Source organism: Helicobacter bilis ATCC 51630 (assembly GCF_000686565.1).
In the GTDB taxonomy this organism is placed as follows: Bacteria; Campylobacterota; Campylobacteria; order Campylobacterales; family Helicobacteraceae; genus Helicobacter_A; species Helicobacter_A bilis.
This window is the reverse complement of record NZ_JMKW01000005.1, coordinates 38,304-65,231: the sequence shown is the minus strand read 5'-3', so window position 1 is coordinate 65,231 and position 26,928 is coordinate 38,304. Positions and strand designations below refer to the sequence as shown.

Here is a 26,928-nt window from a genome sequence, read left to right as displayed (position 1 = left end):
ACAAATGGCACAAAGCAAAAGATTTCAATAAGCACTAGCACGGGACAGCAAGTTGTTGCTAGAGTTGATGGTAAAAAGGTAACAATCCCTGCTAAAGATATAGCGGTTAGTCGTAAAAAGGGTGCTGATATTAGGGTTTTAGAAGAAGATAATCCTTGCTTTGAAACTACAAATTATTCTATTTCTGGAAAAGGTAAGGTTAGTGGCGTATTTTGGATTAATATCTTTTCTGGTGGCTTTTTTGGCTCTACAACAGATGCGATTTCTGGTGGTATGTGGCAGTTTAATGATCCAAACTTCGTTGTCCCAGTAACAAAAAAGCCAAACTGCACACCACCTGCTAAACCAAAAGTTACAGAATCTAAAGAAAGCACAGAATCTAAGCAAAATAAAAAGGCTAAAGAAGAAAACAAGCAAGAAGCTAAGCAAAAAGACGATAAAGCACAAGATAAAGCTAAAACAACAGATACTAAAAAGCAAAAGTCTAAAAAATAAGTTTAGCGTGTAGTTAAGATTTTAGCATGTTTATAAAGTTATGAGATTATGTGTAGTTACAAGTTTTAGAGTTTTAAAACCATGAAGTTATAGGATTATTAGCATTGCAATTTTCCCTGTCTATACGCTTTATGTTTTTAATATCCCTAATATCTTCTATGATTTGTTATGCGGATACTTTAACGACAGAATCTAACATATCTAAACATATAAAATCTGTATCATTTTTAGATTCACAAAATAAAGCACGACAAATTTATACTATCTATACTTCACTTGCAAAGCACAAAGATATTGCAGAAGCAAAGCAGTGGCATTCACTACTGCATTATGAAAATAATAAATCACTTATTAATAAAAAGTCACGCTTTTTTATAAGTCCAAAAGGCTACATTAACCCACTAGCAGAATACAACGCCTTTATTTATAGCATATTGCTTGAGGAATTACACGCACTGAATCGAGTAAAAAATCAAAGCTATAATGATGATAAAAGCCTTATCTGTCAATATCCAGCTAGACTAAATTTTATTGCTACACAACTTCAAGGGATAGAGAGAAAGCGGCTATTAGATTATATTGACACAAAGAAATGTATTGGTTTGCGGACATTTTATAATCGTGCAAGTTTTGATTTTATATCATTAGAGTTTGCGGGTGAGAGTGATATTAATCCAAATAGTGCAATGGGGCATATCTATCTTAGCACACAAGAATCTTTTCATGCAGACAGGGCATATACAATTAGCTTTTTTGCCACTACAAATTTAGGTTTTAATCCCATTAACTACATACGCGTATTTATCGGTGGTGTAAGGGGTCATGTCGTGCTTATGCCTGCAAAAAGTGCAAGAAGTGAATATTTAGATGATGAAAAACGCACATTATATAGATTTAAATTGCTACTCAATACATATCAAAAGCGGTTGTTGCAGCAGCATTTATGGGAGCTAAAAGATAAAGAAATACATTATAAATTTATCACTTATAATTGCAATACTGCTATGCGTAAGATTCTTGGGGTAGCAAATAGAGCGTTTGATATTCGCAGTAAAAAGATATTGCAAACACCTACAGAATATCTCTCACTACTACATAAACAAGGATTAATCACACAGCAAGATATTACCCTGCCAGAAAAAAAGCAAGAATTTGTTAAGAGACATGGAGAAAATAATGTGCTTGATACAAAGAAAAACTCTCGCCTATCATTTTCTTATGCGGGTTTTACGCCATTTGTAACACCTACAAATCATCATTTACAAATCGAGTTTAATCCCATATATATTGATGGTCGCAACGCGGATACTGCTTATAAGGAATTTATGGAGGCAAAACTAGCAGCATTTAGTGTTGGATTAGATTCTATAACATTGCAACCTTATATTAATAAGCTTGAATTATTGCGTTTGAAATCTGTGCTTGATATAGCACAAACTCGCAGTTTTTCAAAGCTTATGAATATCTCTTTTGAGAGTAATCTCTATCAGCCAAACGATAATGGTGGCTTTCTTGCAGTAGCAAATACGAGTTCGCATATTATGCCTACTATTGAGTTTGGGCTTGGCATTGGCAAATACACAAAACATACAAGATGGTATATACTGCCAAGAATAGGCTATCGTTATGAAGTTATACATAATGTGTATATGGGATTTGAGAGTGGCGTTATTACAAGTTTTAGATGGCATGATTATGATTTTAAAGGCATTTTTAATTACACATATTTTTATGATTTTATGGGTAATAATCGTGGATATGATGGCATGCTTTATGTGTATTTTGGCATGGCGGTGCTAAAAAATATTGACATTTTTATAGCATCTAAATATTATCATACCCTACTACAAACAAGTAAGATTCCATACGAGGCAACAGAGCTTTTACAATATAACACAGGAATTGCATGGTATTTTTGATTTGTGTTGATAATATTTCTATATGGCTTTTAGCTTGTTGTGAATACTAATATTTTAGGTAATACTATAAATCTTTAATTTTTCAGTATAATTCAAACTTTTTATATCACTTATTTGGTTATTATATGTTTAAGATTCAAAGTGCTATTTATGAGACTTTTATAAAAGAAGCCCCCGAGTATATACAATGCAGTTTGCAAGATTTAATCGCTTGTGATATTTTGCAAACCCAAATCAAATCAGCTATAAGCACAAATCACACAAACAAAGATAATAGCTATATCCAATTGCTACTTAATCTTTCAAAAGATTCTAATATTTGTCATACTGAGTCTTTAGGCGAAGTATCTAAAAATCTAGAATCTACAAAAGATTCTAAAAAAGATATTTCGACTTTGTCCCAAAATGGCAAGATTCTAGAATCTAGTAAGTCTCCAAAACATTTAACAGAAATCCTAACTCGCACAAAGATTTCATCACTCAATCAAACTCTCACAAATCACACGAAAAATAAAAATACACCACAAATTTTAATCTGCTCTAGCGAAGAGATTCTATTAGCAAAAGAAGCCCTATGTGCTACCTTAAATCTAACTTCCATGCAGAAAACAAAAAAGGAAGTAAAAGAAAGCACACTTCCAATTGTCCTGCCAGATATTAGACTTAGCCCATTTGATAGCACGCAAAGTTTTTATGAAGAGTTTCATGAGCTTTTTGCAAAGCTTGCCCTATGGTATGAGAATGATTGCAAACAGATTCTAATAAGCCCACCACATACACTCATGGCATTCATGCCAAGCAAAGAGTTATTACACAGCTTTTGTGTGCGAAAGAGTGAAAATATCGTTGTGAAAGATTTTATAGCAAAACTCATTCATTATGGCTACGAGCATGTAGAGATTGTTGAGATGCAGGGCGAGTTTTCACATCGCGGAGACATAATTGATATTTTTATCCCTAGCTTTGAGTTTCCTGTGAGAATAAGCCTATTTGACACAGAGATTGAAGAGATTAATTTTTTCAATCATGAGACACAATTAAGTCAAAATGAAATGATAGAGAATCTAAAGATATACCCCGCTATCTTTAGTCTCGATGAATCCCAGCACACACTCTTAGAATCTCGTATAAAAGAGTTAGATAATACGCTAGAGTGTAGTATAAACTCACTTGGATTCTGGTTTTTAAAGGACATTGGCGGACTTGATTTTCTAAAAACTTATAGCCATATTTTCACACCAAAGGCATTAAGCGAGTATCTTTTAAACCTTGAGTTTGTCATGCCAGAAGTATTGCCAGAAACTAATACAGAGTTTTATATCTTACAAGATTCTATAAATTTTAGAGACCTTGAGCCGCTAAAGCTATCACAAATACATAATACACTAAAGCTAAATAGCAATAAAGATATAACAATATTTAGCCCTACAAATGCCATGCTAAAAAGCTATAATCTAGAATCTTTATCGATAAAAACAAAGCAAATAATCACCCCCTTTTATCTTAATATTACTTCTAATGAAAAGCTATTTTTAAGCCTGCAAAAACCACAAATAATGCGTAAAAGAAAGGTAAAGCTAGAGCTAGACGCGCTAAAAGTTGGCGCTTATGTCGTGCATAGTGAATATGGCATTGGAATCTTTGAAGCTATAAAGCAAGTAAGCATTATGGGCGGCTTGAAAGACTTCATAAGCATTATTTATGCAAATGATGATAGACTGCTTTTGCCTGTTGAAAATCTCAATATGATAGAGCAATATAGTGCGTATGATTCAGTTGTAAGGATAGATAAACTTGGGAAATCAAGCTTTTTGAAACTAAAAGATTCTATAAAAGAAAAGCTATTTGCTATTGCGAATGAAATCATACGCTTGCAAGCTCAAAGAACTCTAGCTAAAGGCGTAAAAATAGAGCTTGAGACACCAGACCAAATCACCGCATTTAATGCCTTTGAATCTAGCAGGGGCTTTACACTCACACCAGACCAAACCCATGCGATACAAGAAAGCCTTAAAGACTTAAAAAGTGGCATGATTATGGATAGATTGTTAAATGGCGATGTAGGCTTTGGGAAAACAGAGGTTGCTATGAGTCTTTGCTTTGCTAGTGCATTAAATGATTTTAATAGCATTGTGCTAGTGCCTACAACCCTGCTTTGTAATCAGCATTTTGAAAGCTTTAAAGAAAGACTGCATAATACAAAATTGCCTAATGGTAAGATTCTCTATATTGCAAAAATAGATAGATTCACAACCGCAACACAAAAAAGGGCTATACAAGAAAACTTTAAAGACAATATACAGATTATAATCGGCACGCATTCACTCTTTAACCTTGAGATAGAGAATCTTGGGCTAATGGTGATTGATGAAGAGCATAAATTTGGCGTAAAACAAAAAGAGCTTTTAAAGCAAAAAAGCCTTACAACACATATTCTATCCATGTCTGCAACCCCAATCCCTCGCACATTAAATATGGCTTATTCTAAACTAAAATCAATCAGTGAGCTAAAAACCCCGCCATTTTTCAAACAAGAGAGTAAAACCTTTGTAAAAGTCAAGCAAGACTCTCTCATTAAGGAAGTAATTTTAAGAGAGTTAAGAAGAGGCGGACAAGTCTTTTATATCTTTAATAACATAGCAAAGATTAACACAATACAAAGCTATTTGCATGATTTATTACCACAGCTTAGAATCTTAATATTGCATTCACAGATAAACCCAAAAGACACAGAAAAAGGCATGCTTGCCTTCTTAAAAAAAGAGTATGATTTACTGCTTTGCACCTCCATTGTAGAATCTGGCATTCATCTCCCAAATGCAAATACGATTATAATTGATGATGCACATAATTTTGGCATAGCAGACTTGCACCAGCTAAGAGGCAGAGTAGGCAGGGGCAAACACATAGGCTTTTGCTATCTTTTAACAAGTGAAAATATCACGCAAGATGCAGCAAAAAGACTGCTTTCTTTGGAGAAAAACTCATATCTTGGGAGTGGGGCAGCCCTTGCGTATCATGACTTAGAGATTAGAGGCGGTGGGAATCTGCTTGGCGAGGCACAAAGCGGACATATCAAGCAAGTAGGCTTTGGCATGTATGTGCGTATGCTAGAAGATACCTTGCAAAGCCTTTTGCAAAACGAGCAGCAAGAACAAAAGGTAGATATTAAGCTATCTGTTTCTGCGTTTTTAAATGAGAGTTTAGTCTCAAGTGAGCGTATGCGACTTGATTTATATCGGCGTTTATCACAGGTTAAGAGTGAGTTTGAAGTGCGTGAGATTGAGGGCGAGATAGAACAGAGATTTGGTAAGCTTGATATATATAGTTTGCAGTTTTTAGAGATTATTATTATTAAAACACTAGCTTTGCAGCTTGGCATTAAGGCTATTAGCAACGCAGGATATAATATAAGCCTTATAGGGCATGATGACACAAGAATCACACTTCAATCCCCAACAAAAGATGATGATGATATTTTAAATACGATTAAAACAAAGCTAAAAGAACTTATAGGAATGTTGAAGAAATAGAGTGATTGTAATATATAATGAATTGTAAAAATTAATTCCAATGCTTTAGAGATTCTAAATAGCTTTCAGTTAGAGTTGGTAAGTAAAATATAGAATCTAATCTAGCAAACATTGTAAAGCAAATAGTTGCAAAATTCATTTACCACAAGACTAAAATATGCATTTTAAAATAAATACTCTAAGATTCAAACCCTTATGTATCAAGCAAGACTCTATATGCTATTTACTTCTTTGCTAGACATTCTTGCTGTAAGATTTCATACTTTTTTACAATAAAATTTTATATTTTGACCTTACAACTAACTCTTACTCGAGCGAGTCATAACACTATCAATTAAGCCATATTTTTGTGCCTCGTCCGCACTCATATAAAAATCTCTCTCACAATCTTGTGTGATTTTTTTCACACTTTGACCTGTGTTTGCAGCTAGAATATCATTAATGATAGTTTTTAGCCTTAGAATCTCTTTTGCTTGTATCTCAATATCTGTTGCCTGTCCCCTAGCTCCACCTAAAGGCTGGTGTATCATAATCCTTGCGTGTGGCAGGGCGTAGCGTTTGCCTTTTGTGCCACAGCTTAAGAGAAATGCACCCATAGATGCCGCCTGTCCAACGCATATAGTGCAAATATCTGGCTTGATATAATTCATCGTATCATAAATGCTAAACCCACTTGTAACGCTACCACCGGGTGAGTTAATATACAAAAACACATCTTTTTGCGGATCTTCTGCCTCCAAAAAAAGCAGCTGGGCTACAATCGAGCTTGATACAGAATCATCAATTTCACCGCTTAACATAATGATTCTATCCTTTAATAAACGAGAATAAATATCATAGCTTCTCTCTCCCCTACCTGTCTTTTCAATAACATAAGGAATGTAATTCATATCTTTACCTCTCTTTAGATTCTAAATAAAGTCGTTATTATAGCTAAAAACACACTAAATCAAACAATTAAGCTTTTAGCTCTTTAAAACTCTCATTTGCTTTTTCAATCACTTCATCGATAATTGCCTCATTAAAAGGCTTACACATAAAGCTTGTCTCAAATTGAGATGGTGCGAAATTTACACCTTTTTCAAGCATTTTTGCATGGAATCTTGCGTAAAATTCTGTATTAGACTTTGCCGCACTATCCCAATCTATCACTTCATTTTCTGCGAAAAAGAAGCCCATCATACTGCCTCTAACACAAGTTTGTAAGGCAATATCATATTTTTTTGCAGCAGATTCTAAGCCTTTTGCCAGTCTATTTGCTAGAGATTCTAATCTCTCATAAAGCCCCTTATCCTGCTTAATGAGAGCCAGTGTAGCAAGTCCAGCACTAACAGCGATTGGATTCCCACTTAGTGTGCCTGCTTGATACACGCCACCAATTGGTGAAAGCATATCCATAATATCAGCCCTACCACCAAATGCAGCAAGCGGCATACCACCACCTATAACCTTACCATAAGTGCTTAAATCCCCCTTTACACCATAAAACGCATAAGACCCTTGCAAACTCGCCCTAAATCCACTCATCACTTCATCAATGATTAACACGATATTCTCTTTATCACAAAGCTCTCGCAAACCTTGCAAAAACTCCTTGTGTGAGGGCACAAGTCCCATATTACCAGCAATAGGCTCTATAATAATACAGCCCACATTGCCACTTAGCTTTATGCACTCTTTTACAGAATCTAAATCATTATATTTTGCTACAAGCGTATGTTTTGCAATATCTTGTATAACGCCTTTTGAGCTAGTCTTACCAAAGGTTGCAAGCCCACTCCCACTTTTTACCAACAGACTATCACTATGCCCATGATAGCAGCCCTCAAACTTGATAATATCATCTCTCCCGCTAAATGCCCTAGCAAGTCGCAAGGCACTCATAGTAGCCTCTGTCCCGCTATTTACAAAGCGGATTTTCTCCACACCCTCACATACACTTATGATTTCTTTCGCTAGATTTGTCTCTAGCTCCGTTGGTGCGCCATAGCTTAAGCCCTTTGCTACCGCTTCTTGCACGGCTTTTACTACGAAACTATCACTATGTCCTAAGATAAGCGGTCCATAGCTTTGCACAAAGTCAATATAGCGGTTATTATCCTCGTCAATGATATATGCCCCTTTTCCTTCCTTAATAAATCGCGGTGTGCCACCCACACTGCCAAACGCACGCACAGGGGAATTCACCCCACCGGGTATAACCTGCTTTGCCTCATTAAACGCATTGATACTATGTAAAATCGTTTGCATATCTTTATCCTTATATTATCTTACCACTTGTGTGAATCTTGTTTATTGAGAACGCCCATCTTAAATCAGCCTTTAATCCAAACACATCACACATATAAAAGTGTGATTATAACAAAAATCTAATATTTTATAGAATCTTTCAAGCTATTTAGAGATTCTAACTTTTAACGCATTAAAGCTTAGATTCTAAAAAACTAAAACAACATAATTAAACATTTAAAGACTACATATCCTATATTTTTTCCTATAATTCTAGAATCTAAACCTCTAGGACTTCATCTATGACAAATAATCAAGTCTCTATTACAATAGATTCTAAAAAGCATACTAAAGATTCTATAAATAAAAGTCAAGTTTTAAATAATATAGAATCTAGCCCAATAGATTCTATCTCTAAAAAAAAGTTATTTAAACTCCCAAAGATTCCTAGAAATTCTAGCTTTTTTATTCTCCTTGCAATCCTTGCAGAAAGTTTCATAATCTATGCTAGTGTGCTTGTAAAGCTTACAGACATGTCGCCTATAAACTTAGGATTCTATCGCATAGTCTTGGCGTTGCCCATTTTCTGGCTTATGGCAAATACGCGTAGAAATGTCTTTAAAATTCCATTCAAAGATATTGCTTTTATGATGCTTGCGGGAATCTTTTTTGCCTTTGATTTATTGTTTTTTAATATCGCATTGCGGCATACAAGTGTGGCAAATGTGAATCTTTTTGGCTCTCTTGCATGTTTTATTCTCATTCCTATTGGCATTTTCTTCTTCAAGGAAAAGTTTAGAAAAAGCCTTTTAATCGGGGCAATTGTGGCATTTTGTGGCATTGTTGTCTTGATTGGTGGCAAGGGCGAATTAAGCGTGGCGACGCCCTTTGGAGACTTCATGGCGTTTTTAAGCGTGCTATGTTATAGCTCATTTTTAGCTGTGATTTACTCACTAAGAAAACGATATGGGACTTTAGAGATTATGTTTTTTGCTTGCATTGGCTCAAGTCTCACACTTTTAGTCCTTGCCTTAATTTTTGAGGGCCTTGAAGTCCCAAAAGACATGAAAGACTTTGGTATAATCGCCCTTATTTCTTTATGTGGACAGGTGATTGGGCAGGGTTTTTTTAACTATATCATGGGTAAAGTCAATACACAAACTTCATCTCTTGTGTTACTTTTTTCTCCTATAATTGCGGCGTTAATGGGCTTTTTTATACTTGGTGAGAAACTTGGTATATTTGAGATATGTGGCATTTGCATTATACTTATTGGTGTGTATTTTGCAAAGAAAGAAAGTTGTTAGGGTTTAGATAAGGCATTGTTATAATTTAACTTTCAACCACACAAATATTAAGCAAAGTATATTATAATATAGCTTCATTTTAATTTTTCAGGAGATAATATGTTTGAATTAAGAAAATTACCCTATGAGACTAATGCGTTTGGAGACTTCCTTACCCTTACGACTTTTGAATATCACTATGGTAAGCACCATCAAACTTATGTAACAAATCTAAACAACCTTATCAAAGGTGGTGAGTTTGAAAATGCGGAATTGTATGATATTATCAAAAAGTCAAATGGTGGTCTTTTTAATAATGCCGCTCAAGTATATAACCACGACTTCTACTGGGATTGCATCTCACCAAGTAAAACAGATATGAGTGCCGATTTGAGTGCAGCGATTAATGCAGAGTTTGGTTCGCTTGAAGGCTTTAAAGAGAAGTTTATACAAGCTGCGACAACTCTATTTGGTGCTGGTTGGTGCTGGCTTGTGTATAACTTGACCACAAAAAAGTTAGAAATCGTGCAAACAAGCAATGCAGCAACACCTATCACAGATGATAAAGTGCCTTTGCTTGTGGTTGATGTGTGGGAACATGCTTACTATATCGATCATAAAAACGCGCGTCCTGCGTATTTAGAGAAGTTTTTCTCACATATCCACTGGGCGTTTGTGTCAAGTGCGTATGAATGGGCAAAAAAGAATGGTGTAGAATCTATTAAATTCTATATTAATGGCATTCATAAAAAATAACTTGCAATGTTAAGCATATAGACATTAAATAGAGATTTTATAATCTCTATAAACCCAACAACCAAGCTTTTAAAAGTTTGGTTAACATATTCCGCAAAGATTCTCAATCTTTTTGTATTGAGATCCCAAATCTTAATATACTTAATTTAGTTTTTATGATTCTATATTTCCAACCCCTATTTGATAATACTTAAAGCCCTTAGATTCTAAGCCACAATGCTGGTAAATATTTCGCCCATCAAAGATAATAGGCTCTTTTAACAGCTTTGCTATTTCGCCAAAATCAGGACTTCTAAACTCCCGCCATTCAGTCAGCAGCACTAACGCTACACAGCCCTGCAACGCACTATATTTACTCTCCATAAATGTAATAGAATCTAGCCTATCTTTGAGATAGAATCTCGCTTGTTCGTATGCCTTTGGGTCATAGGCTTGTATCCTTGCCCCACGCTTAGTTAGCTCATTTATCAGCACCAAAGAGCTTGCCTCACGCATATCATCAGTCTCTGGCTTAAAGCTAAGCCCCCATACACAAAAGCTAAGCCCTTGCAGATTCTCCCCAAAATGCCTAACAATCTTTTCTACCAACAGCATTTTTTGCTTTTCATTAACTTCCTGCACTGCCTGCAAAATCTTTGCCGTGTAGCCCACATCTTTTGCACTTTTTTCCAATGCTCTTACATCTTTAGGGAAGCAGCTCCCCCCATACCCACAGCCCGGATAAATAAAGCTATATCCAATACGCGAGTCGCTGCCTATGCCCTGCCGCACATCATTGATATTTGCCCCCACACGCTCACAGATTTGGCTCATCTCATTGATAAAGCTAATCTTTGTAGCAAGCATCGCATTTGCCGCATATTTTGTCATCTCCGCAGATTCTATCCCCATAGCAATGAGCCTATCACTTTTCAATAAAAATGGCGCATACAAGGCTTTCATCACTTCTAATGCCCTTGTAGAATCTGTGCCGATAACCACTCTATCTGGACTCATAAAGTCTTTAATCGCAACGCCTTCCTTAAGAAACTCAGGGTTGCTTACGACATCAAAGGTTATGTGTTGGGTTGTATCTTTGTTATTTGGCAATTCAGCTTGTGGCGATAAATGTGGGAGCTGTGAAAAATCCCTGCGGTCATTACCGCTTAGGTAACTCCCTTGTGATTTTTCTGGCAACCCACATTTTTCACTCACAATCTTAGAATTGCTAGAATCTAAGTTGGCAGATTCTCCAAAATCCCGCAAAGATACTTCCGCATTAGAATCTGTGTCGCTAGAATCTTGGCATTCTAAGATTGTGGATGAATTTTTGGGGTTATGCAAGGCAAGCGAATGAGGCGTATTAGACATACGCCGCAATGAAGTGGGCGCAGCATTCCCTAAAAAGTCGCCACAAGCTGAATGCCTCCCCCTTTTTGCTAAAGCAGATTCTATAATCTTTCTCACCTCCCTAGCCGTCCCCACCGGCACCGTGCTTTTATCCACCACCACGACATATTCTCGCTCTATATGACTGCCAATGTCCTGCGCCACAGCTTTAACAAAGCTTAAATCCGCACTGCCATCTTCACCCATCGGTGTGCCAACAGCGATAAAAATCACTTCCGCATTTGAGATAGCCTCCTTTTTATCCGTGCTAAAACGCAAAGTTTTAAGCCTTGCATTCTCACGCACCATTTCTTCTAAGCCCGGCTCATAGATAGGGATTCTGCCTTGCTTTAAAGATTCTATCTTTTTAGAATCCACATCAAGGCAAATCACTTCATTTCCCATTTGGGCAAAACACGCCCCAGCCACAAGCCCTACATACCCACTGCCAATAATCGTAACCTGCATTTGTATCCTTTATATGCTATCAACTCGATATATTTTAATAAAAGTTAAATTATAACAAACCTTATACAATATCCTTTACATTTAGATTCCAAAACAATACGGCTAAAACTAAGTCTAATATTTATCTCATCTCTTTCACCGCATTTTATGCTAAAATTATCACTATATTTTAGCATAAGGGGCGTAATGCAGCAGGTATTGCTTGATACTTCAATTATCCTTGATAATACACAGAATCTCATTGATTTACACAACAAAAATATGGAACTTTTTATTACAGATATTGTCTTAGAAGAGCTTGATAGGAAAAAGGATCAGCAAAGTGAGAGTGGCTATTTTGCGCGTGAGTTTTTCCGCCGCATTCACAATGTTTCAAAAGAGAGTATGACAAGCATCACACCACAGCTTTCAACAGACTATATTACTTGTATTGTATTTCAGGCACAAGATATTTGTGTGCCACTTTTTGTGATTACACGCACAAAATATCGCACGGCACATAGCGATTATGGCTTTAATGATGCGCGCATTAGAGAGGTTGCAAAGGATTATAAGCTATTGTTGCTTACAAATGACATTGCTTTGCGTGTGCGATTCATGATAGAAAATATAGAATCTTCCTCACTTAATCAAGCTGCAATCACTAGTCCAAAAGAGATTAGTTTTATCCATAAGGTAGCACTATTGCGAGATGGTAGCGATACAGAAGAGTTTAGTCAAAGCGATACTTTTAAAAAGTTTAGTAATTGGCATATTTTTGAGATTGATGAAGTGGATATGACTGATAGTATGCGGTATGAAACGGGGAGAAAGCACTTTGGCATTAAGCAAAATGACACACTTGAAATACTTGATTTAGATTCTATTATTGCCACACAAAAGCCCTATATATTGCCGCTAAATGTCGAGCAAAAACTCGCCTATGCGATCCTTTTACATGCGAATAATTATGTAAGCATTATCACAGGTAGCACAGGGAGTGGCAAGACTTTGACAGCACTTCAAGCGGGTATTGCACTGCAAAAAATGGGCGTTGTCGATGGTATCGTGTATTTGCGAAACACCATTACAGCAAATGATAAGGAAGCAGAGCTTGGTTTTAGAAAAGGTGATGAAGACCAGAAATTACATTATTTTATGTATCCTTTATTTAGTAGCATAAATTTTATTATCGAGCGTTTAAAGGAGCATTCCCTTGCAAAGCGTATCGAATATAAAGGTGAGACCAAAGGCTTTGATAAAGAGCATGCAACGCAATATTTTCTTGATAAACACCGCATTGAAGTTATGGATATAGCGCATGCTAGAGGTATCACGCTGCATAATAAATTTGTGATTTTCGATGAGGTGCAAAATGCTTCTGATGCGACTATTAAGCTTATAGGCACGCGTATGGGCGAGAAAAGTCGCATTGTATTTCTTGGTGATTACAATCAGATTGACCACCCCTATCTTAGTCGCTTACGTAATGGGGCTTTAAGTCTATTATTAAAAGCACAAAAAGATGATTTTATATTCGGCTTACAATTAAAACATACTATACGCAGTGAAATCGCCAGCTGGTTTGATTCTAATTTTTAGTTGCTTTTAACGCGTGGGTATTGTGACATTCTAATAATATTTTTAAATCTACTTAATTAGATCAATGAAAATCTAAAAACATCTGCAAACAATTAAAATCAATTACAGAATCTAAAACAAAACATTAACTGCGAATTGCCAATACATGCCAAGTGTTGTGCTGTGTTCTTGTCGTAAGAGCTGTTGAGCGAAAACTTTATCCACACTAGGTGGTAAGGTTTCTGTAGAATCCATTTGATACCACCTTTGACTTTTAGCACTTGGATCACCTGCGATTTGTATAGGCATTTTCACACCAATGTCAAATCGTATGTTGTTATAAGCATAAAGACTTGCACCAAATCGCATAAATGCACCAGCCCCAGCTAGATAGAGTGTATCACCTGCTTTTAGCGTTACGCTGTCTTTGGTTGTGTTATTATAAGTCCTACTATCATAATGCCCTAAACTATAAGTGATAAACTCATAGCCAATACCACCATAAGCACCAATGCGTAATGGAATCATCTTTTTATAACTACTCAAAGTCCCTACTAAAATATGTATAGGTATGTTTGCACCAAAGTCAAAGCCAACAGAGTAGCTTAGCATAAAGGCATTGTTTGAGATATTTCTTGCAAAGTTTGGATTTTTATTAAACTTAATTTCTTGATATTGTCCGCCATTACCGGGTGCAGCTACATAGAATCCATCACGATAGCAAATATTTGTAAGACCGGGCATTTCATCTGCACCGCATTTACGCAGATTCCCATCACGCACATTTGATATAGAGCCAAGATCTACTTTATTAGAATAACTCGCACTGATATAACCACGCAGGGTAAAAATCCCCATTTTATCAAAGGTTACTTCCGTGCCAATATAACCGCTTGTAATATCTTTCACGCTGCCATTATACTCGCCAAGTTGCGTTTGTGAGTAGTAATAGCCGCCTTTTTCATTTACACTTGAAGTGTTTTTTGTCATTTGATTTGTAGAGTTTGTATGAAGTGATCCTTCCCCTATGCTTTGCCCTATCCCAAGAAAAAACTGATAGCGAACCGCCCATGCAGACTCTATACAGCAAAAAATCCCCACAATGATAACAAAAACCCCTCTTTTTAAACCACTCATTTTACTCCCCTTATACACTCTTTTTATTAAAAATAGGACAAATATCACTTGACTCTAGCTTTGTGGTGTCAAAAAAGTCCTTTATAGATTCTCTAATTAAATGATAATCCTTTTCATTATTGACAAACTCCCTGTATTTGCTAGAATCTTTCTGCCCTTTCGCATAGGCATGTAGATTTTTTCTAAACATAATAACCCCCCTTTCGCCATAAAACTCAAACATAGAATCTAAATGCTTTAATACTAAATCTCTCTTCAAAGCAAGTGGAAAGTCATTTGTTTTAGCCTGTATCTGCCAGAAAATCCAAGGAGATTTCAACGCAGCCCGACCAATCATCGCCCCATCTGCATTTGTGATTTGCATGACTTTTTGAAAAGATTCTAAACCATCTATCTCGCCATTTGCAATCATGGGGATTTTCAAGTTTTCTTTCATCAAAGCAAGGCTATCATAATCGATTTTATCCTTTTTATACGCGTCCATTTTTGTCCTAGCATGCACCACGCAGTAATCCACACTGCTTTCATTAATCGCTTCTGCTAAATCTAGCGGTATCTTTTTATCAAAGCCTAGTCTAACCTTTACGCTATATACCTGCTTATTGCCATATTTGCGAATGATTTGTAGTAGTGATACGAATTTATCTAAATCTTTTAAAAGCGCACTGCCATTGCCATGATTTGCCACCTTTGGAGCGGGACAACCGCAGTTAAAGTCAATAATATCTACCCAAGAGAGTTCATTAATCTTTTCAACTGCCCTTTTTAGAATCTCTTCTTTACTCCCTGAAATCTGCAGGGAAAAGGGCGTCTCATTCGGGCTTTTTAATGCCATTTTTAGCGTTTTCTCATTCTCATAAGCAAGGGCATGGGAGCTTATCATCTCACTCACGGTAATATCTACACCAAAATCTTTCACTACCTTTCTAAAAGGCACATCGCTAAAACCAGCAAGTGGGGCAAGTATAAGCAGGGGAGCTGGAAGCTTTTTTGTTTGTTTAAAAGTGTCTAGGTGGTGCTTTAGAGATTCTATATTGCTGTAATGTGTTGTGTATTGCACTTATTTCCTTTTTCTCTTGCTTTAAGATTCTATAAAATTATTAAGTCTTTGGGATTTACAAAGCACACATTATAGCATAAAATATATATGTTCTTTCATGTTTAACTATAAGGCATTGTAACTTAAACTCACACACTTTTGATACAATGACGGATAGATAATAATTATTTTTTAAGGAGCAAATATGCTAGTTTTTGGACAAGAGATTCTAAACAAAGCGAATAAAGAGGGCTATGGAGTAGGTGCATTTAACTTTGTGAATTTTGAAATGCTAAATGCTATTTTTGTAGCGGCAAATAAGGCAAACTCACCCATTTTTGTGCAAGCAAGTGAAGGGGCGATAAAATACATGGGTATTGATATGGCAGTAGGCATGGTAAAAACTATGGCAAAGCGTTATCCACATATCCCTGTGGCATTACACCTTGATCATGGCACTAGCTTTTCTTCATGTAAGAGTGCGGTGGAGGCGGGATTTACTTCTGTGATGATTGATGCTTCACATCACCCTTTTAATGAGAATCTAGAAGAGAGCGCAAAAGTCGTAGAAATGGCACATAAAGAGGGTGTCGGCGTAGAGGCAGAGCTTGGCAGACTTATGGGGATTGAGGATAATATATCGGTTGATGAAAAAGATGCTGTGCTTGTGAATCCAAAGGAAGCAGAGCAGTTTGTAAGAGAGACAAAGATAGATTATCTAGCCCCAGCCATTGGCACAAGTCATGGAGCATTTAAGTTTAAAGGTGAGCCAAAGCTTGATTTTGAGCGATTAAAGCTTGTAAAAGAGCTGACAAAAATCCCGCTTGTATTACATGGGGCGAGTGCTATACCAGATTATGTAAGGGCGAGTTTTAGCGAGAGTGGTGGGGATATTGGCAGTAGTAAAGGTGTGCCTTTCTCATTCTTACAAGAGGCAGTAAAAGGAGGCATAAATAAGGTAAATACGGATACAGATTTACGCATTGCCTTTATCGCCGAGGTGAGAAAACTCGCAAATAAAGATAAATCGCAATTTGACTTACGCAAGTTTTTTGCACCAGCTATGGAAGCTATGAGTAATGTCATCGCAGAGAGAATGGAAGTCTTAGGCAGTGCAAATAGAATCTAGAATACTTTTATCTTAATGTTAAGGATTTGAGAATGTTTTATATTGTATTTAATGCTGATCAAAATTACATGAAATATGTAGCAGTGCTGATAACAAACATCATACATTACACAGATACAAGTAAAAAATTTGCAGACTTCGCCTTTCATAGCACAGAATCTAAAAATAAAACCCCAGATTCCAACATATCTATGCAAATAAATGGGGGGGGGGGGGGCAAAGCCCCATAACTTGGGGAGAAAGTCTCGCAAATAGAGAAAACCCTATAAATGCGGAGCAAAGCCCCATTAATTTAGAGGGCTATCACTTTCATATTATAACAGATTCTATTACAAAGAAAACTTTGGAGCAATTTCATATATTGCAAACCACCTTGCAAGATGTTTATCCGTGTCAAATAGAAGCCCACATCATTAATGATGAAGACTTCAAGGATTTACCAAAGTGGGGCTATGAAGAAGCACAACAATATGCCGCTTATTATCGTATTAAACTTGTGGATTTTTTACCAAAAAATGTAGATAAATGTTTGTATCTAGATACAGATATGCTTGTATTAACAGACTTGCGAGAGCTTTTTGCACTCAATTTAGATGGCTATATTGCTGCTTCATCATTTGGTTATCCAAATGATGAAATGATTTGCCGTGGAATCTACAGAAAGAAAAAGGGCGGTAAAAAAGCAGTAAAATCGTTTGAAACAAGTTTTTATTTTTGCAGTGGGCTTATGCTTATTAATACAAAAGAGTGGATAAAACAAAATGTAGATATTGAGGCAATGCGTTTTTTGAGAGAGTATGAAACAGAGTTTGCAGACCAAGATGCCCTAAACTTTGCTATGCGTGATAGGGTGTATAATTTGGGTGAACAATGGGGAATATATGCTTATCAATCACTTGAAGCAGCTTGTTCTGCTAATACAGATTTTTCAAAGCGATATGAAAAAGCAATGATAAATGCCAAGATTCTCCACTGCAATGGTCCAGCAAAAGCATGGTTTGGGGCTTATAATAAACTTACGATAGATTTTATGCCAAATATATATCCGCATAAAGATGTATGGTGTAAAATGGCAAGGTTATGCAGTGGATTTGAAAATGAATTGAACGCACAAGTAGAAAATATAGAAAATGAAGGTTTGCCTGAATATGCCATAGCACTTGCAAGACAATTAAGGGAATTTCAAGGACATTATAACTTTCCTGCAATGAAGAGACGGCTTGAGCGTATAAGCAAACCACACAAAGCCATTATGATGGCTTTGAAAAATCTAATACATCGCTTTAAAAAGCATGTATGAATATATTATTTAGTAAAACCGCGATATATTTTGCTAAAATACACGCTATTTTGTATGGAAAGGTTTATTTATGTTTGTAGATGATAAATTACTTGATAAGCTTGAAAAATTAGCAATGATACATATCGCACAAGAAAAGCGTGAAGATTTTAAAGAAGAATTAAGCGAAATTATCGCCAAAATGGATAGTCTGCAGGAAGTCGATACAGATAGCATTACATTGCAAAAAGATGATAAAACCCCCATGCGACCAGATTTACCAGAAGATTCCGCAATACGAGACCAAATCCTAAAACAAGCCCCAAAAGCAAAAGATGGCTATTTCATTGTACCAAAAGTGATAGGGTAGGTTTTCTCCTGCTTTATATTTGTGAGAGTGTTGCGAGATTATTGGGGTTATTTAGTCTTAATGCAGAGTGAGAGATTATAGATTCTATTTTTTGAGCTCTATCTCCATATATAAAGTTGCAAATAGAAGACATGGAGTTTTAACATTATTCAACATAATTGACACTAAGTAGCTTTTAGATTCTCTACCATTTGTGTAGGTGGAATTTTAACAAGTATCGGATCTAAAATTATGTCGTTTAAACTTAATACGAGTGAATTATGATTTTTAAATTAACACTTGATACAAAATCGCTTTTAAAGTGTTGCAAACTTATTAATACTTTGATGCAAATTCAAACATGTGGAAGCAAAAACATTGCATTTTGCCGTTACTTATCCAGCATTTAAAAAATAAATATGTAGTTTTATACGCCTTATCAGCATATAAGACATACTTTAATATGTAAAAAATGGACAGCCTTTTTAAGATTATGTAGAATCATAAAAAAATGAATTGCTTTGAGTAGAACTTCGGGTAACTTGTTTTTGTTTAGCAACGCAAGATCATATACACATTAAGCAAATTATGAAGAGGCTTTTATGTGTTAATGTAGGTTTAATTAGTTTTTTTTGTTAGTGAGCCAAATTTAAATATTACGCAAGGATACACAACTACCTTAAACCTTAAGCTATACATAGAAAAAATAGAAATATTTAAGCCAAACATCAAAATCACAAATACCCAGCCACTAAAGCTAGAAAATATCCAGCTACACAAGAGCTAAAAACACCAATTAAGCCCGGTAAAATAAAGCTATGATTGATAACAAATCGTCCAATATGCGTTGTGCCGCTTCTATCAAACTGAATTGTTGCCAAGTCGCTTGGATAAGTTGGTAAAATATAATAGCCATAGCATGCAGCTGCAAAGGCTACGATGATTCCGGGTTCAACCCCGATATTTAAGGCTAATGGCACAAATGCTGCGATTGCTGCTGCTTGAGAATTAACAAACTTTGAGATTAAAAGCAGCATAATGGCATAAGTCCAAACATGCGTCGTTACAATGCCTCCAAGTGCATCTTTCATCATCGGTGTATGCACGGCAAACATTGTATCTGCCATCCATGAGATTCCAAACACGGCTACAAGTGCAATCATGCCAGATTTAAAAATCTCATTGCTACCGATTTTTTTCACATCAGTATTTGTAAAAATAATGATAAGTGAGCCAGCAAGTAGCATAAACATCTGAATCACAGCTACCATTGAGAGTGAATCTATTTTAGGATTCCCCAACGCATCAACTTGTGCTACACCATCTTTCATGATTTGCCCCCAATTTGGTCGTAAAGAATCAAAGATTCCAAGCAAAGCCACACAAGCAATTGCAGCTAAGAATATCCACATAGCAATCCAGCTACTCTTTGGTAAATCAACGCCTAGCAAAGTTTTGCTATCGCCATAGACATATTTTTTAAATTCGGGGTCTTTGAGTTTAGCTTGAAATTCAGAATCTTTATCCAAATCTTTACCCCTAAACCATGAAAAGATTCCAATACACAATACACCAAAAAGTGTGCTAGGGATAGTGATTTGAAGCAGATTGATATAGCCATCAAATCCTGCAAGTTTATGCTCAGAGTTTAAAAGCAGGGCAGTAAGGCTTACAACCGCAACAGACACAGGCGAGGCAATAATCCCCATTTGTGAAGCAATAGAAGCAGCAGCCATAGGACGCTCTGGGCGAATATTATTTTTAATCGCAATATCATAAATAATTGGCATAATCGTATAAACCACATGCCCAGTCCCACATAAAATGGTAAGAAAGCAGGTAACAAAAGGCGCTAGAATCGTTAAGAGTTTTGGATTTTTTCTTAGCACTTTTTCTGCGATTTGCAGCATAACATCTAGCCCACCACTTGCCTGAAGTGTAGCACTCGCCACGACAACTGCTAAGATGGTAAGCATAACATCAATTGCTGGCTTTCCGGGCTTAATATGAAAGAAAAATACAAGCATTAAGATTCCAATACCGCCTAAAAGCCCTAGCGCAATACCGCCTTTTCTTGCACCATAAAACAGACATATAAGCACGACTAAAAGCTGAATGCCAAACTGCCAACCTTCACTAAGATTTGTGAGAAAATCCATACAACGCTCCTAAAATAAAATATGCGAAGTATAGCAAAAAAGCCCTTAAGCTTCATAATAATGCTATGTGGTTTTATGTTATTAAATTGTCATTATTGTTTGTGGTGATGGGTAGATATAACCCAACTCTTGCCATATTAAGCTGTAATCTAAATCTATTTTTTACACTCATTCACATCTAAGCATATAGTTTTAAACTCTATCTCATCGTATATAAGATTGTAGCCTCTTGTGTGTTTGTATCATATACCCAATGTGTGTCAAAAAATGTTTTCTTATCCCCATAGCCTTCTATGTCTAAAAGATAGAATCTATTGCCCTTATGCCCTTGGTCTTGCATTTGTTGTTGCAGATTCTGTGAAATATCATCAAAATAACCATCAGAAATAACGATTAAATCAGATTGTTTAAAGCTATCTTCTTGCATTTTTTTAAGCCCCTCTTTTAAGGCTGGGGCTACATCTGTCCCACCATTAAAGCTCATTACTAAAAAGTTTATAAGATTTATAGCATTATCTTTGCTACTTAGCTCCATAGTTTCTATATTTGTTGAATAATTGATGAGATAACAAGCCCTATTTTGCATACTTGCCTTTGTAGCTAGAAAAAGCGTTATAGCCTTTGCTAGATACTCTCTATTTCCGCTCATACTACTGCTTGTATCTACACAGATTATCATCGCTCCTTCATTTTTTGCCATTTTATAATGCTCTTTTTGCATTGTTTCATAGCCTTGTTTTTCAAAGCAAAAAAGGCGGTTTTGAATGTATTTGAGATTAAAGAGCAATTCTAGATTCTCATCTTTTAGCATAGCTAATTCCTGTGGTAAAAGATTTGCTAAATCTCTGCCTAAGGTTACCCCACTCATCTCTTCTTTGTGATTATGCGTTTTTATGCTTTGGTCTATACTGCTATACTCTATTTTCTTATTTCCATTTTTCTCTTCTCTGCCAAGTAATGCAGCGATTTTACGCAAATCTTTGCTATTTTGTATATGCTTTATAAAGGCATTGATTTCTTTAAAGTTAATAAATCTTTTATGCCCTTTGCTATAATCATAGCCATTTGTCCCTGTGTCGCTTTCTTTATAGGTGTTTGGATAGAGTTGCTTCATATCAAAGCTTTGCTTTGCTTCATTTAATATTTGTGCTAGAGCTAAATCATTATTATGCTTTTTTAGTCCGCATAAGCCATAAACTCTTAGTAAAGATTCTAAAATGGATAAAAGATAGTCTAAAAAGTTTTTAATGCTTGAATGTATTCTTCTTGTAGCCTTTTTCTCATAGATGTAGCCATTTTTGCTTTTTATCTCGCAGCAAATTATCCCAATATGCTAGAGTATATCTTCTTGTATATTCTATATCTGTTTGTTGCTTAAGTATTGAATCTAGTATAGCTTTATGCGTAGCATTAAAGTTTTCAAATGCTTGTAAATCTTGTTGGACTTCAATATCATCGCAAGATTCTATATTTTTGCGTTGATTTAGGGCTAACTCTTCTTGCAAAAAGGGTTAAAGTTATCATAGTAATCTTGCTCTTTGCAATAGCCTATATAGGCTTTTTGCAATATGTTATCTACCTGCTTATCTTGCAGTATTTTTGTGTAGCGTGGATTAGCTGCTATGCTTTGTGGTATATGTTTCATTGTCTGCCTTAAGATCTTTTAGGATATGAGTGCTTATAGCCACTATTATCAAACATATTAGATGTATATGCGTATCTTTTGAGACACCAAGATTCTAAAGAGTGATTAAAGCTAGTAGCCTTTTCAAACATAGAATGCATATCTTCTACGCTACTCACATTCCAAAAATCTAGCGGTTGATTAAACTTCTTTGCTCCATAAAACATACACTTCATATCTTCTACTTTACTCACATCCCATAATACTAATGACTGATTAAAGTTAGTCATTTCAAAAAACATAAATCTACTACGCTGCTTACATCCCAATATTCTATCCCACTAAAGTCTGTGCGATTTGAGTCTCTAAATAGCCCACTCATATCTGTAATAGCACTTGTATCAATATCGCCTAGATACACACTTTTATCATCTATAAGATTGAGTAGCTCTTCTTTTGTCTTTGGGTGATAGATAATTTTAGTTTTATCTATATGTTTTAATGGCATAGGCTCTATTTGTCGTGCGATAATATGCTTTAGCTGGTCTAGGGCTAGATAGAGAAGCTCTAGCTGTGTTTGCTTCTCTGTAATATCTTGTAATGCTATGTCATAATCTCTGTCGTTAAGAAATACATTATATAAGCTACTCTTTTGTGTATTATAGATTTGTGTTAATCTCTCTTGTAAAGACATTAGAGATTCTAAGAGAGTATCACAGATTTTTGTGTATTCATCTTTTTTCTTTTGAGAGACTTTCTTTGCCTTATTTCTAGTGTAAAATTCTGTTTTCACTAGCTCATATTGAGCCTCATACTCATCTTGTAAATGCGATATATCAAAGTCATCTAGGTTTATATGTATAGTGTTTTCTAGGGCTTTTGCTAAAAGATTTTGGATAATGTCTTTATGAGATTCACTACTCCATAAACAATGCTTTAAAAGCATAATATCTATTGGCAGCACTTCATCTCTATCACTTAAAACTACCGCTACTCTTAAAAGCTCTGCCATAGCTACCCATCTTCTATCTGAAATATAGATTTTCTCAATCTCTTGTGTAGAATCTAGGCTAAAATCTAGGGTTTCTGTATCTTTATCTAGGGTTTTATTATGAGATTCTATAAGGGATTTTAGACTATGAAGTGCTTTTAAGCTTTGCGTAGAAAAAGTAATGCTTTTAGCCTTTTGTGCTATATCGTGTAATTCTTGTAAATTAAAGGGCTTTGTGATAGTAAGCTTTGCTTCATCTATGCCTTTAAGCAAGGCTTCAAAGCTAGTCTTTTTCTCCACAGGCAAAACCTTTAATCGCACAATAAGTCTATCATACAAGGCTTCTAGCCCTTGATTTGGCGTAGGGAATTCATTACTCGCACATACTAGCCCTTGTAGTGGGACTTTTATATCGGTATTTCCATCGCGATAAATCTTTTCGTTGATAATGGTTAAAAGCGTGTTTAGAATGGCTGGAGAGCTTTTCCATATCTCATCTAAAAATGCAAAATGTGCGGTAGGCAAATAGCCTTGTGTGCTTCTTGTAAGTCTATTTTGCTTGAGTTCTGCTATATCTATTGGTCCAAAGATTTCTTCTGGGGTGCTAAAGCGATTCATTAAGTAGGCAAAGAAGGTGTTAGTTGTAGGCGTTGGCTTTTCTAAAGAAACATGCTTCGCTTCGCTTGTTTTGCGTGCTTTTGCGGGAATCTGCGGCGATGGCTCGGTCATTACCGCTTAGGTAAATCCCTTCGCCATCGCCTTGATAACCCACAAAATCATCGCAAAACGCAGTTTCTTTAGAAAATCCTGCCGCCTGTGGTGTGGCTGTATTTTCAGCATTTTGATAAATCTTAGAATTGCTGTGGCTTGTTATAGAATCTTTTTTGTTGCTGTCATTGCGAGAAGTCGGCACAACTTCGTGGGAATCCATAGATTCTATGCTATCAAAAAGCGTATTACCAGAATCTGTTTTATTGTTTGTCATGTTGAGCGATAGCGAAATATCTTTGCTAGATTCTAGGGTTTGTGCGTTGCTTGGTGTTGCTTTTTGAGTTTGTTTTTCTTCATCACGGATTCTAGGATTTTGCAAGTATGGACTAGTGCTACGCACGAGTGCGGTATTGCTAGTGGGGCTTTTTGTGGATTTTGGGGCAGAGCTAGACATAAGGTCTGCGTTTGCAATCGTGTCGCTCACCCTAAAATCCACAAAATCGCCGCTATGATTACCCAAAGCCAAATCCTCCACAGAATCTGCTTTTTTATTATCACTCATATCAAACGCTAATGCCACCCTCCTTGCCACAAGACTTTTAGCAGTCCCGGGCGGTCCATACAAAAAGGCAGATTTGCTACTTAGAAATGAAAGCAACACAAGCTTTAAAGCCTCATCTTTTTCATACACGCCACAATTTAATTCTTTGAGTATAGATTCTATGCGATTTTTATAACTCATTATCGCTCCTTTAAAGTTAATCACAATGTTTTAGCAAAATTGCTTTTCATTGTTTAAATAAGCGAAATTATAACAAGGAGTTTTGACAGCGTTATGACAAAGGGGTTGAAATGTATGCAGAATTGCAAGAGATTTTGCGTATTTGTGGGATTTACACACACCTAGAAGTAATCACTAAGTTTGACAAAGATAAGAGCCTAAACCCTAAGTCTTTCAACCTTTATTCTAAAAATCATCGTGTTTTTCAAAATACTTTTTGAGCTTTTCAACGCTCAAGTTCCAAGAATCTAGCATCTGGCTAAAACTCTCCGCTCCATAAAACATAGAATCCATATTTTCCACCTTGCTAATATCCCACGATTCTAGCGGCTGGTTGAAGCTCGTTGCCCAAGAAAACATACGACTCATATTTTTCACATTGCTGACATTCCATTTACTAATGTCTGTGTTAAAAAATTCCGCCCTAAAAAACATAGATGACACATCAGTTACTTGGCTTGCATCCCACGATTCTATCCCGCTAAAATCTGTGCGTTTAGAGCGTTCAAACAATTCACCCATATCTGTAACAGCACTTACATCAATATCACCCAAGTGGATACTCTCATCATTGGCAAGCTTTTTAGCTCTTCTTTGGTTTGTGGTTTGTAGATTTTCTTACTCATAGTGTTCCTTTCATTTTAAAATTAGAATGATAATATACTTGATACCGTAAAGATCAAGCCTAAAGAGATAAAGTCCCTTTACCTTGAAGCCCTTAGGCCTATTAACTCTTGCAATACCTCGACAATCTCTACCATAGCAGGTGTATTAAACTTGCAGAATCTTAAATCCCAAAAAGGAAGATTCTTGCCTTTAAGATTCTCTATCAAGTTTCATTTAGCCTACAAACCCGCTGATAATATCTCCCATTTTTTCACAGCCTATCAGCTTTGAATCTTTATCCATCATATCGCCTGTGCGATAGCCTTCTTTCAAGGCAAGATTCACCGCATTTCGCACCGCTTGTGCTTCTTGCTTTAGCCCAAATGAAAGCTCTAACATCATCGCCACGGATAAAATCGTGCCAATAGGATTTGCTTTGTCTTGTCCGGCAATATCCGGTGCGCTGCCGTGGATTGGCTCATATAGCCCTAAAGTGCCTTGAGAGAGTGAGGCAGAGGGGATTACGCCAATAGTGCCTGTGATGACACTTGCTTCATCGCTCAAAATATCCCCAAACATATTTTCCGTTAAAATCACATCAAAAGCACTAGGGACGCGGCAAATCTGCATTGCCGCATTATCCACATACATATGGCTTAGACTTACATCGGGATAATCTTTTGCCACATTTTCCACCACTTCACGCCATAAACGCGATGAGGCTAACACATTTGCCTTATCCACGGACACAAGGTTTTTCTTTCTTTTTTGTGCGATTTCAAAGCCTACTTTTGCGATAGATTCAATTTGAGATTGTGTATAGCTCATCTCATCGGTAGCGACTTTTTCGCCATTTCTCTCCTCACACAAATGCCTACCAAAATACGCTCCACCCACAAGCTCACGCACGATAACAAAATCAATGCCTTTTTGTAAAATCTCGCTTTTTAGCGGACTAGCATTTTTTAGCTCCGGCAGAAGTGTGGCTGGGCGGATATTAGCAAATACACCTAGCTCCTTTCTAAGTCGTAAAAGGGCGGATTCTGGGCGGTTATGGCTTGGCTCTTTATCCCATTTTGGACCGCCAACCGCCCCTAGCAAAACGCTATCACTACTCTTACAAACTTCCAAGCTTTCCTTAGGCAAACACTCCCCACAAGCATCAATCGCACAGCCACCCGCTAAGACTTCCTTATACACAAACTCGTGCTTATATGCTTTTTTTATAGAATCTAACACCTTTAGGGCTTGTGTGATGACTTCTCTGCCGATACCATCGCCCTGTATTACTGCTATTTGTTTTTTCATTCTCTCTCCTTTGTTGCTGCGTTGTCTCTTTGTTCTACAAAATGGCTTAATCATACCTTTTACTTTTCCCTATTTCCATAAAATAAACAAAAATGTCGATAATTATAGCAAAAATAAGACTTTTAAGATAACTTTCCATATTGCTTCTTAACGCAATAGAATCTACAAAGCTTAGTGTGCCACCGCCAACAAAAATGCCTA

At 36.3% G+C, this 26,928-nt stretch carries 25 protein-coding genes; 10 read left to right on the top strand and 15 right to left on the bottom strand.

Going from position 1 to position 26,928, the window contains the following annotated elements; translation table 11 throughout:
- Nucleotides 1-273: 273 nt before the first annotated feature.
- The 3 genes from T368_RS0101495 (at nt 274) to mfd (ending at nt 5,947) form a co-directional block, all read left to right on the top strand.
- On the top strand, nt 274-495 hold the full coding sequence (locus tag T368_RS0101495; protein ID WP_027338251.1) for a hypothetical protein: 222 nt from the start codon (nt 274-276) through the stop codon (nt 493-495).
- A gap of 158 nt (nt 496-653) precedes the next feature.
- Nucleotides 654-2,414 (top strand): lipoprotein N-acyltransferase Lnb domain-containing protein, encoded by a 1,761-nt coding sequence (locus T368_RS0101490; protein WP_162164631.1) that lies wholly within the window; start codon nt 654-656, stop codon nt 2,412-2,414.
- Nucleotides 2,415-2,539: 125 nt separating this feature from the next.
- Nucleotides 2,540-5,947 (top strand): transcription-repair coupling factor, encoded by a 3,408-nt coding sequence (mfd, locus tag T368_RS0101485; protein ID WP_004088875.1) that lies wholly within the window; start codon nt 2,540-2,542, stop codon nt 5,945-5,947.
- A gap of 299 nt (nt 5,948-6,246) precedes the next feature.
- Here mfd and clpP read toward each other — a convergent pair whose 3' ends face one another.
- Both clpP and hemL read right to left on the bottom strand, forming a co-directional pair.
- On the bottom strand, nt 6,247-6,837 hold the full coding sequence (gene clpP, locus T368_RS0101480) for an ATP-dependent Clp endopeptidase proteolytic subunit ClpP (RefSeq protein WP_004088873.1): 591 nt from the start codon (nt 6,835-6,837) through the stop codon (nt 6,247-6,249).
- Nucleotides 6,838-6,904: 67 nt separating this feature from the next.
- Nucleotides 6,905-8,197 carry a glutamate-1-semialdehyde 2,1-aminomutase gene (gene hemL / locus T368_RS0101475; protein ID WP_004088871.1) on the bottom strand — a complete coding sequence of 431 codons (1,293 nt, stop codon included), beginning with the start codon at nt 8,195-8,197 and terminating at the stop codon, nt 6,905-6,907.
- Between the two features lie 281 nt (nt 8,198-8,478).
- On the opposite strand from hemL, the gene T368_RS0101470 reads away from it, so the two are divergent.
- Entirely contained in the window at nt 8,479-9,483 is a 1,005-nt protein-coding gene (locus T368_RS0101470) for a DMT family transporter (protein ID WP_004088869.1), read from the top strand.
- 99 nt (nt 9,484-9,582) lie between these two features.
- Nucleotides 9,583-10,218: a superoxide dismutase gene (locus T368_RS0101465; protein ID WP_004088865.1), complete on the top strand. Its 636-nt coding sequence runs from the start codon at nt 9,583-9,585 to the stop codon at nt 10,216-10,218.
- A gap of 153 nt (nt 10,219-10,371) precedes the next feature.
- On the opposite strand, the gene T368_RS16275 is transcribed toward T368_RS0101465, so the two are convergent.
- Nucleotides 10,372-12,054 carry a UDP-glucose dehydrogenase family protein gene (locus tag T368_RS16275; protein ID WP_004088862.1) on the bottom strand — a complete coding sequence of 561 codons (1,683 nt, stop codon included), beginning with the start codon at nt 12,052-12,054 and terminating at the stop codon, nt 10,372-10,374.
- Nucleotides 12,055-12,240: 186 nt separating this feature from the next.
- Here T368_RS16275 and T368_RS0101455 point away from each other — a divergent pair, with 186 nt between their 5' ends.
- Nucleotides 12,241-13,635, top strand: a complete 1,395-nt coding sequence (locus tag T368_RS0101455; protein ID WP_004088859.1) for a PhoH family protein — start codon at nt 12,241-12,243, stop codon at nt 13,633-13,635.
- Between the two features lie 111 nt (nt 13,636-13,746).
- Here the strand turns inward: T368_RS0101455 and T368_RS0101450 are convergent, their stop codons facing one another.
- Nucleotides 13,747-14,751: a hypothetical protein gene (locus T368_RS0101450; protein ID WP_004088856.1), complete on the bottom strand. Its 1,005-nt coding sequence runs from the start codon at nt 14,749-14,751 to the stop codon at nt 13,747-13,749.
- A gap of 10 nt (nt 14,752-14,761) precedes the next feature.
- Nucleotides 14,762-15,724: a tRNA dihydrouridine synthase gene (locus T368_RS0101445; RefSeq protein ID WP_027338250.1), complete on the bottom strand. Its 963-nt coding sequence runs from the start codon at nt 15,722-15,724 to the stop codon at nt 14,762-14,764.
- Nucleotides 15,725-15,995: 271 nt separating this feature from the next.
- Here T368_RS0101445 and T368_RS0101440 point away from each other — a divergent pair, with 271 nt between their 5' ends.
- From T368_RS0101440 to gatC, 4 genes are all read left to right on the top strand, one after another.
- Nucleotides 15,996-16,919, top strand: a complete 924-nt coding sequence (locus T368_RS0101440) for a class II fructose-bisphosphate aldolase (RefSeq protein WP_004088849.1) — start codon at nt 15,996-15,998, stop codon at nt 16,917-16,919.
- A 32-nt stretch (nt 16,920-16,951) separates the two neighbouring features.
- Nucleotides 16,952-17,149, top strand: coding sequence for a hypothetical protein (locus T368_RS0101435; RefSeq protein WP_027338249.1), 198 nt, complete (start codon nt 16,952-16,954; stop codon nt 17,147-17,149).
- 113 nt (nt 17,150-17,262) lie between these two features.
- Nucleotides 17,263-18,219, top strand: a complete 957-nt coding sequence (locus T368_RS14395; RefSeq protein ID WP_027338248.1) for a glycosyltransferase — start codon at nt 17,263-17,265, stop codon at nt 18,217-18,219.
- 70 nt (nt 18,220-18,289) lie between these two features.
- A complete protein-coding gene (gatC, locus tag T368_RS0101425) occupies nt 18,290-18,568 on the top strand; it encodes an Asp-tRNA(Asn)/Glu-tRNA(Gln) amidotransferase subunit GatC (RefSeq protein ID WP_004088843.1) in 279 nt (92 codons plus the stop codon).
- A 713-nt stretch (nt 18,569-19,281) separates the two neighbouring features.
- Here the strand turns inward: gatC and T368_RS0101420 are convergent.
- The 10 genes from T368_RS0101420 to leuB all read right to left on the bottom strand — a co-directional run bounded on the left by T368_RS0101420 (nt 19,282) and on the right by leuB (nt 26,727).
- Nucleotides 19,282-20,706 (bottom strand): anaerobic C4-dicarboxylate transporter, encoded by a 1,425-nt coding sequence (locus T368_RS0101420; protein WP_004088841.1) that lies wholly within the window; start codon nt 20,704-20,706, stop codon nt 19,282-19,284.
- Between the two features lie 199 nt (nt 20,707-20,905).
- Entirely contained in the window at nt 20,906-21,820 is a 915-nt protein-coding gene (locus tag T368_RS15240) for a VWA domain-containing protein (protein WP_004088838.1), read from the bottom strand.
- A gap of 166 nt (nt 21,821-21,986) precedes the next feature.
- Nucleotides 21,987-22,211 (bottom strand): hypothetical protein, encoded by a 225-nt coding sequence (locus T368_RS15235; RefSeq protein ID WP_027338246.1) that lies wholly within the window; start codon nt 22,209-22,211, stop codon nt 21,987-21,989.
- Nucleotides 22,196-22,351: a hypothetical protein gene (locus T368_RS15230; RefSeq protein WP_004088835.1), complete on the bottom strand. Its 156-nt coding sequence runs from the start codon at nt 22,349-22,351 to the stop codon at nt 22,196-22,198. Before T368_RS15230 ends, T368_RS15235 begins: the two co-directional genes overlap by 16 nt.
- An 8-nt stretch (nt 22,352-22,359) precedes the next feature.
- Nucleotides 22,360-22,632, bottom strand: coding sequence for a BspA family leucine-rich repeat surface protein (locus tag T368_RS16270; RefSeq protein ID WP_201798962.1), 273 nt, complete (start codon nt 22,630-22,632; stop codon nt 22,360-22,362).
- On the bottom strand, nt 22,617-24,050 hold the full coding sequence (locus T368_RS16265) for an AAA family ATPase (protein ID WP_201798961.1): 1,434 nt from the start codon (nt 24,048-24,050) through the stop codon (nt 22,617-22,619). Before T368_RS16265 ends, T368_RS16270 begins: the two co-directional genes overlap by 16 nt.
- Nucleotides 23,959-24,774 carry a hypothetical protein gene (locus T368_RS16470; protein ID WP_004088825.1) on the bottom strand — a complete coding sequence of 272 codons (816 nt, stop codon included), beginning with the start codon at nt 24,772-24,774 and terminating at the stop codon, nt 23,959-23,961. The genes T368_RS16265 and T368_RS16470 overlap by 92 nt, the downstream gene beginning before the upstream one ends.
- A 225-nt stretch (nt 24,775-24,999) precedes the next feature.
- Complete coding sequence (locus T368_RS12950) at nt 25,000-25,368, bottom strand: BspA family leucine-rich repeat surface protein (protein ID WP_004088819.1); 369 nt, start codon at nt 25,366-25,368, stop codon at nt 25,000-25,002.
- A 149-nt stretch (nt 25,369-25,517) separates the two neighbouring features.
- On the bottom strand, nt 25,518-25,646 hold the full coding sequence (locus tag T368_RS17025) for a hypothetical protein (RefSeq protein ID WP_268902594.1): 129 nt from the start codon (nt 25,644-25,646) through the stop codon (nt 25,518-25,520).
- A gap of 7 nt (nt 25,647-25,653) precedes the next feature.
- Nucleotides 25,654-26,727, bottom strand: a complete 1,074-nt coding sequence (leuB, locus tag T368_RS0101375) for a 3-isopropylmalate dehydrogenase (RefSeq protein WP_004088815.1) — start codon at nt 26,725-26,727, stop codon at nt 25,654-25,656.
- Nucleotides 26,728-26,928: the final 201 nt, after the last annotated feature.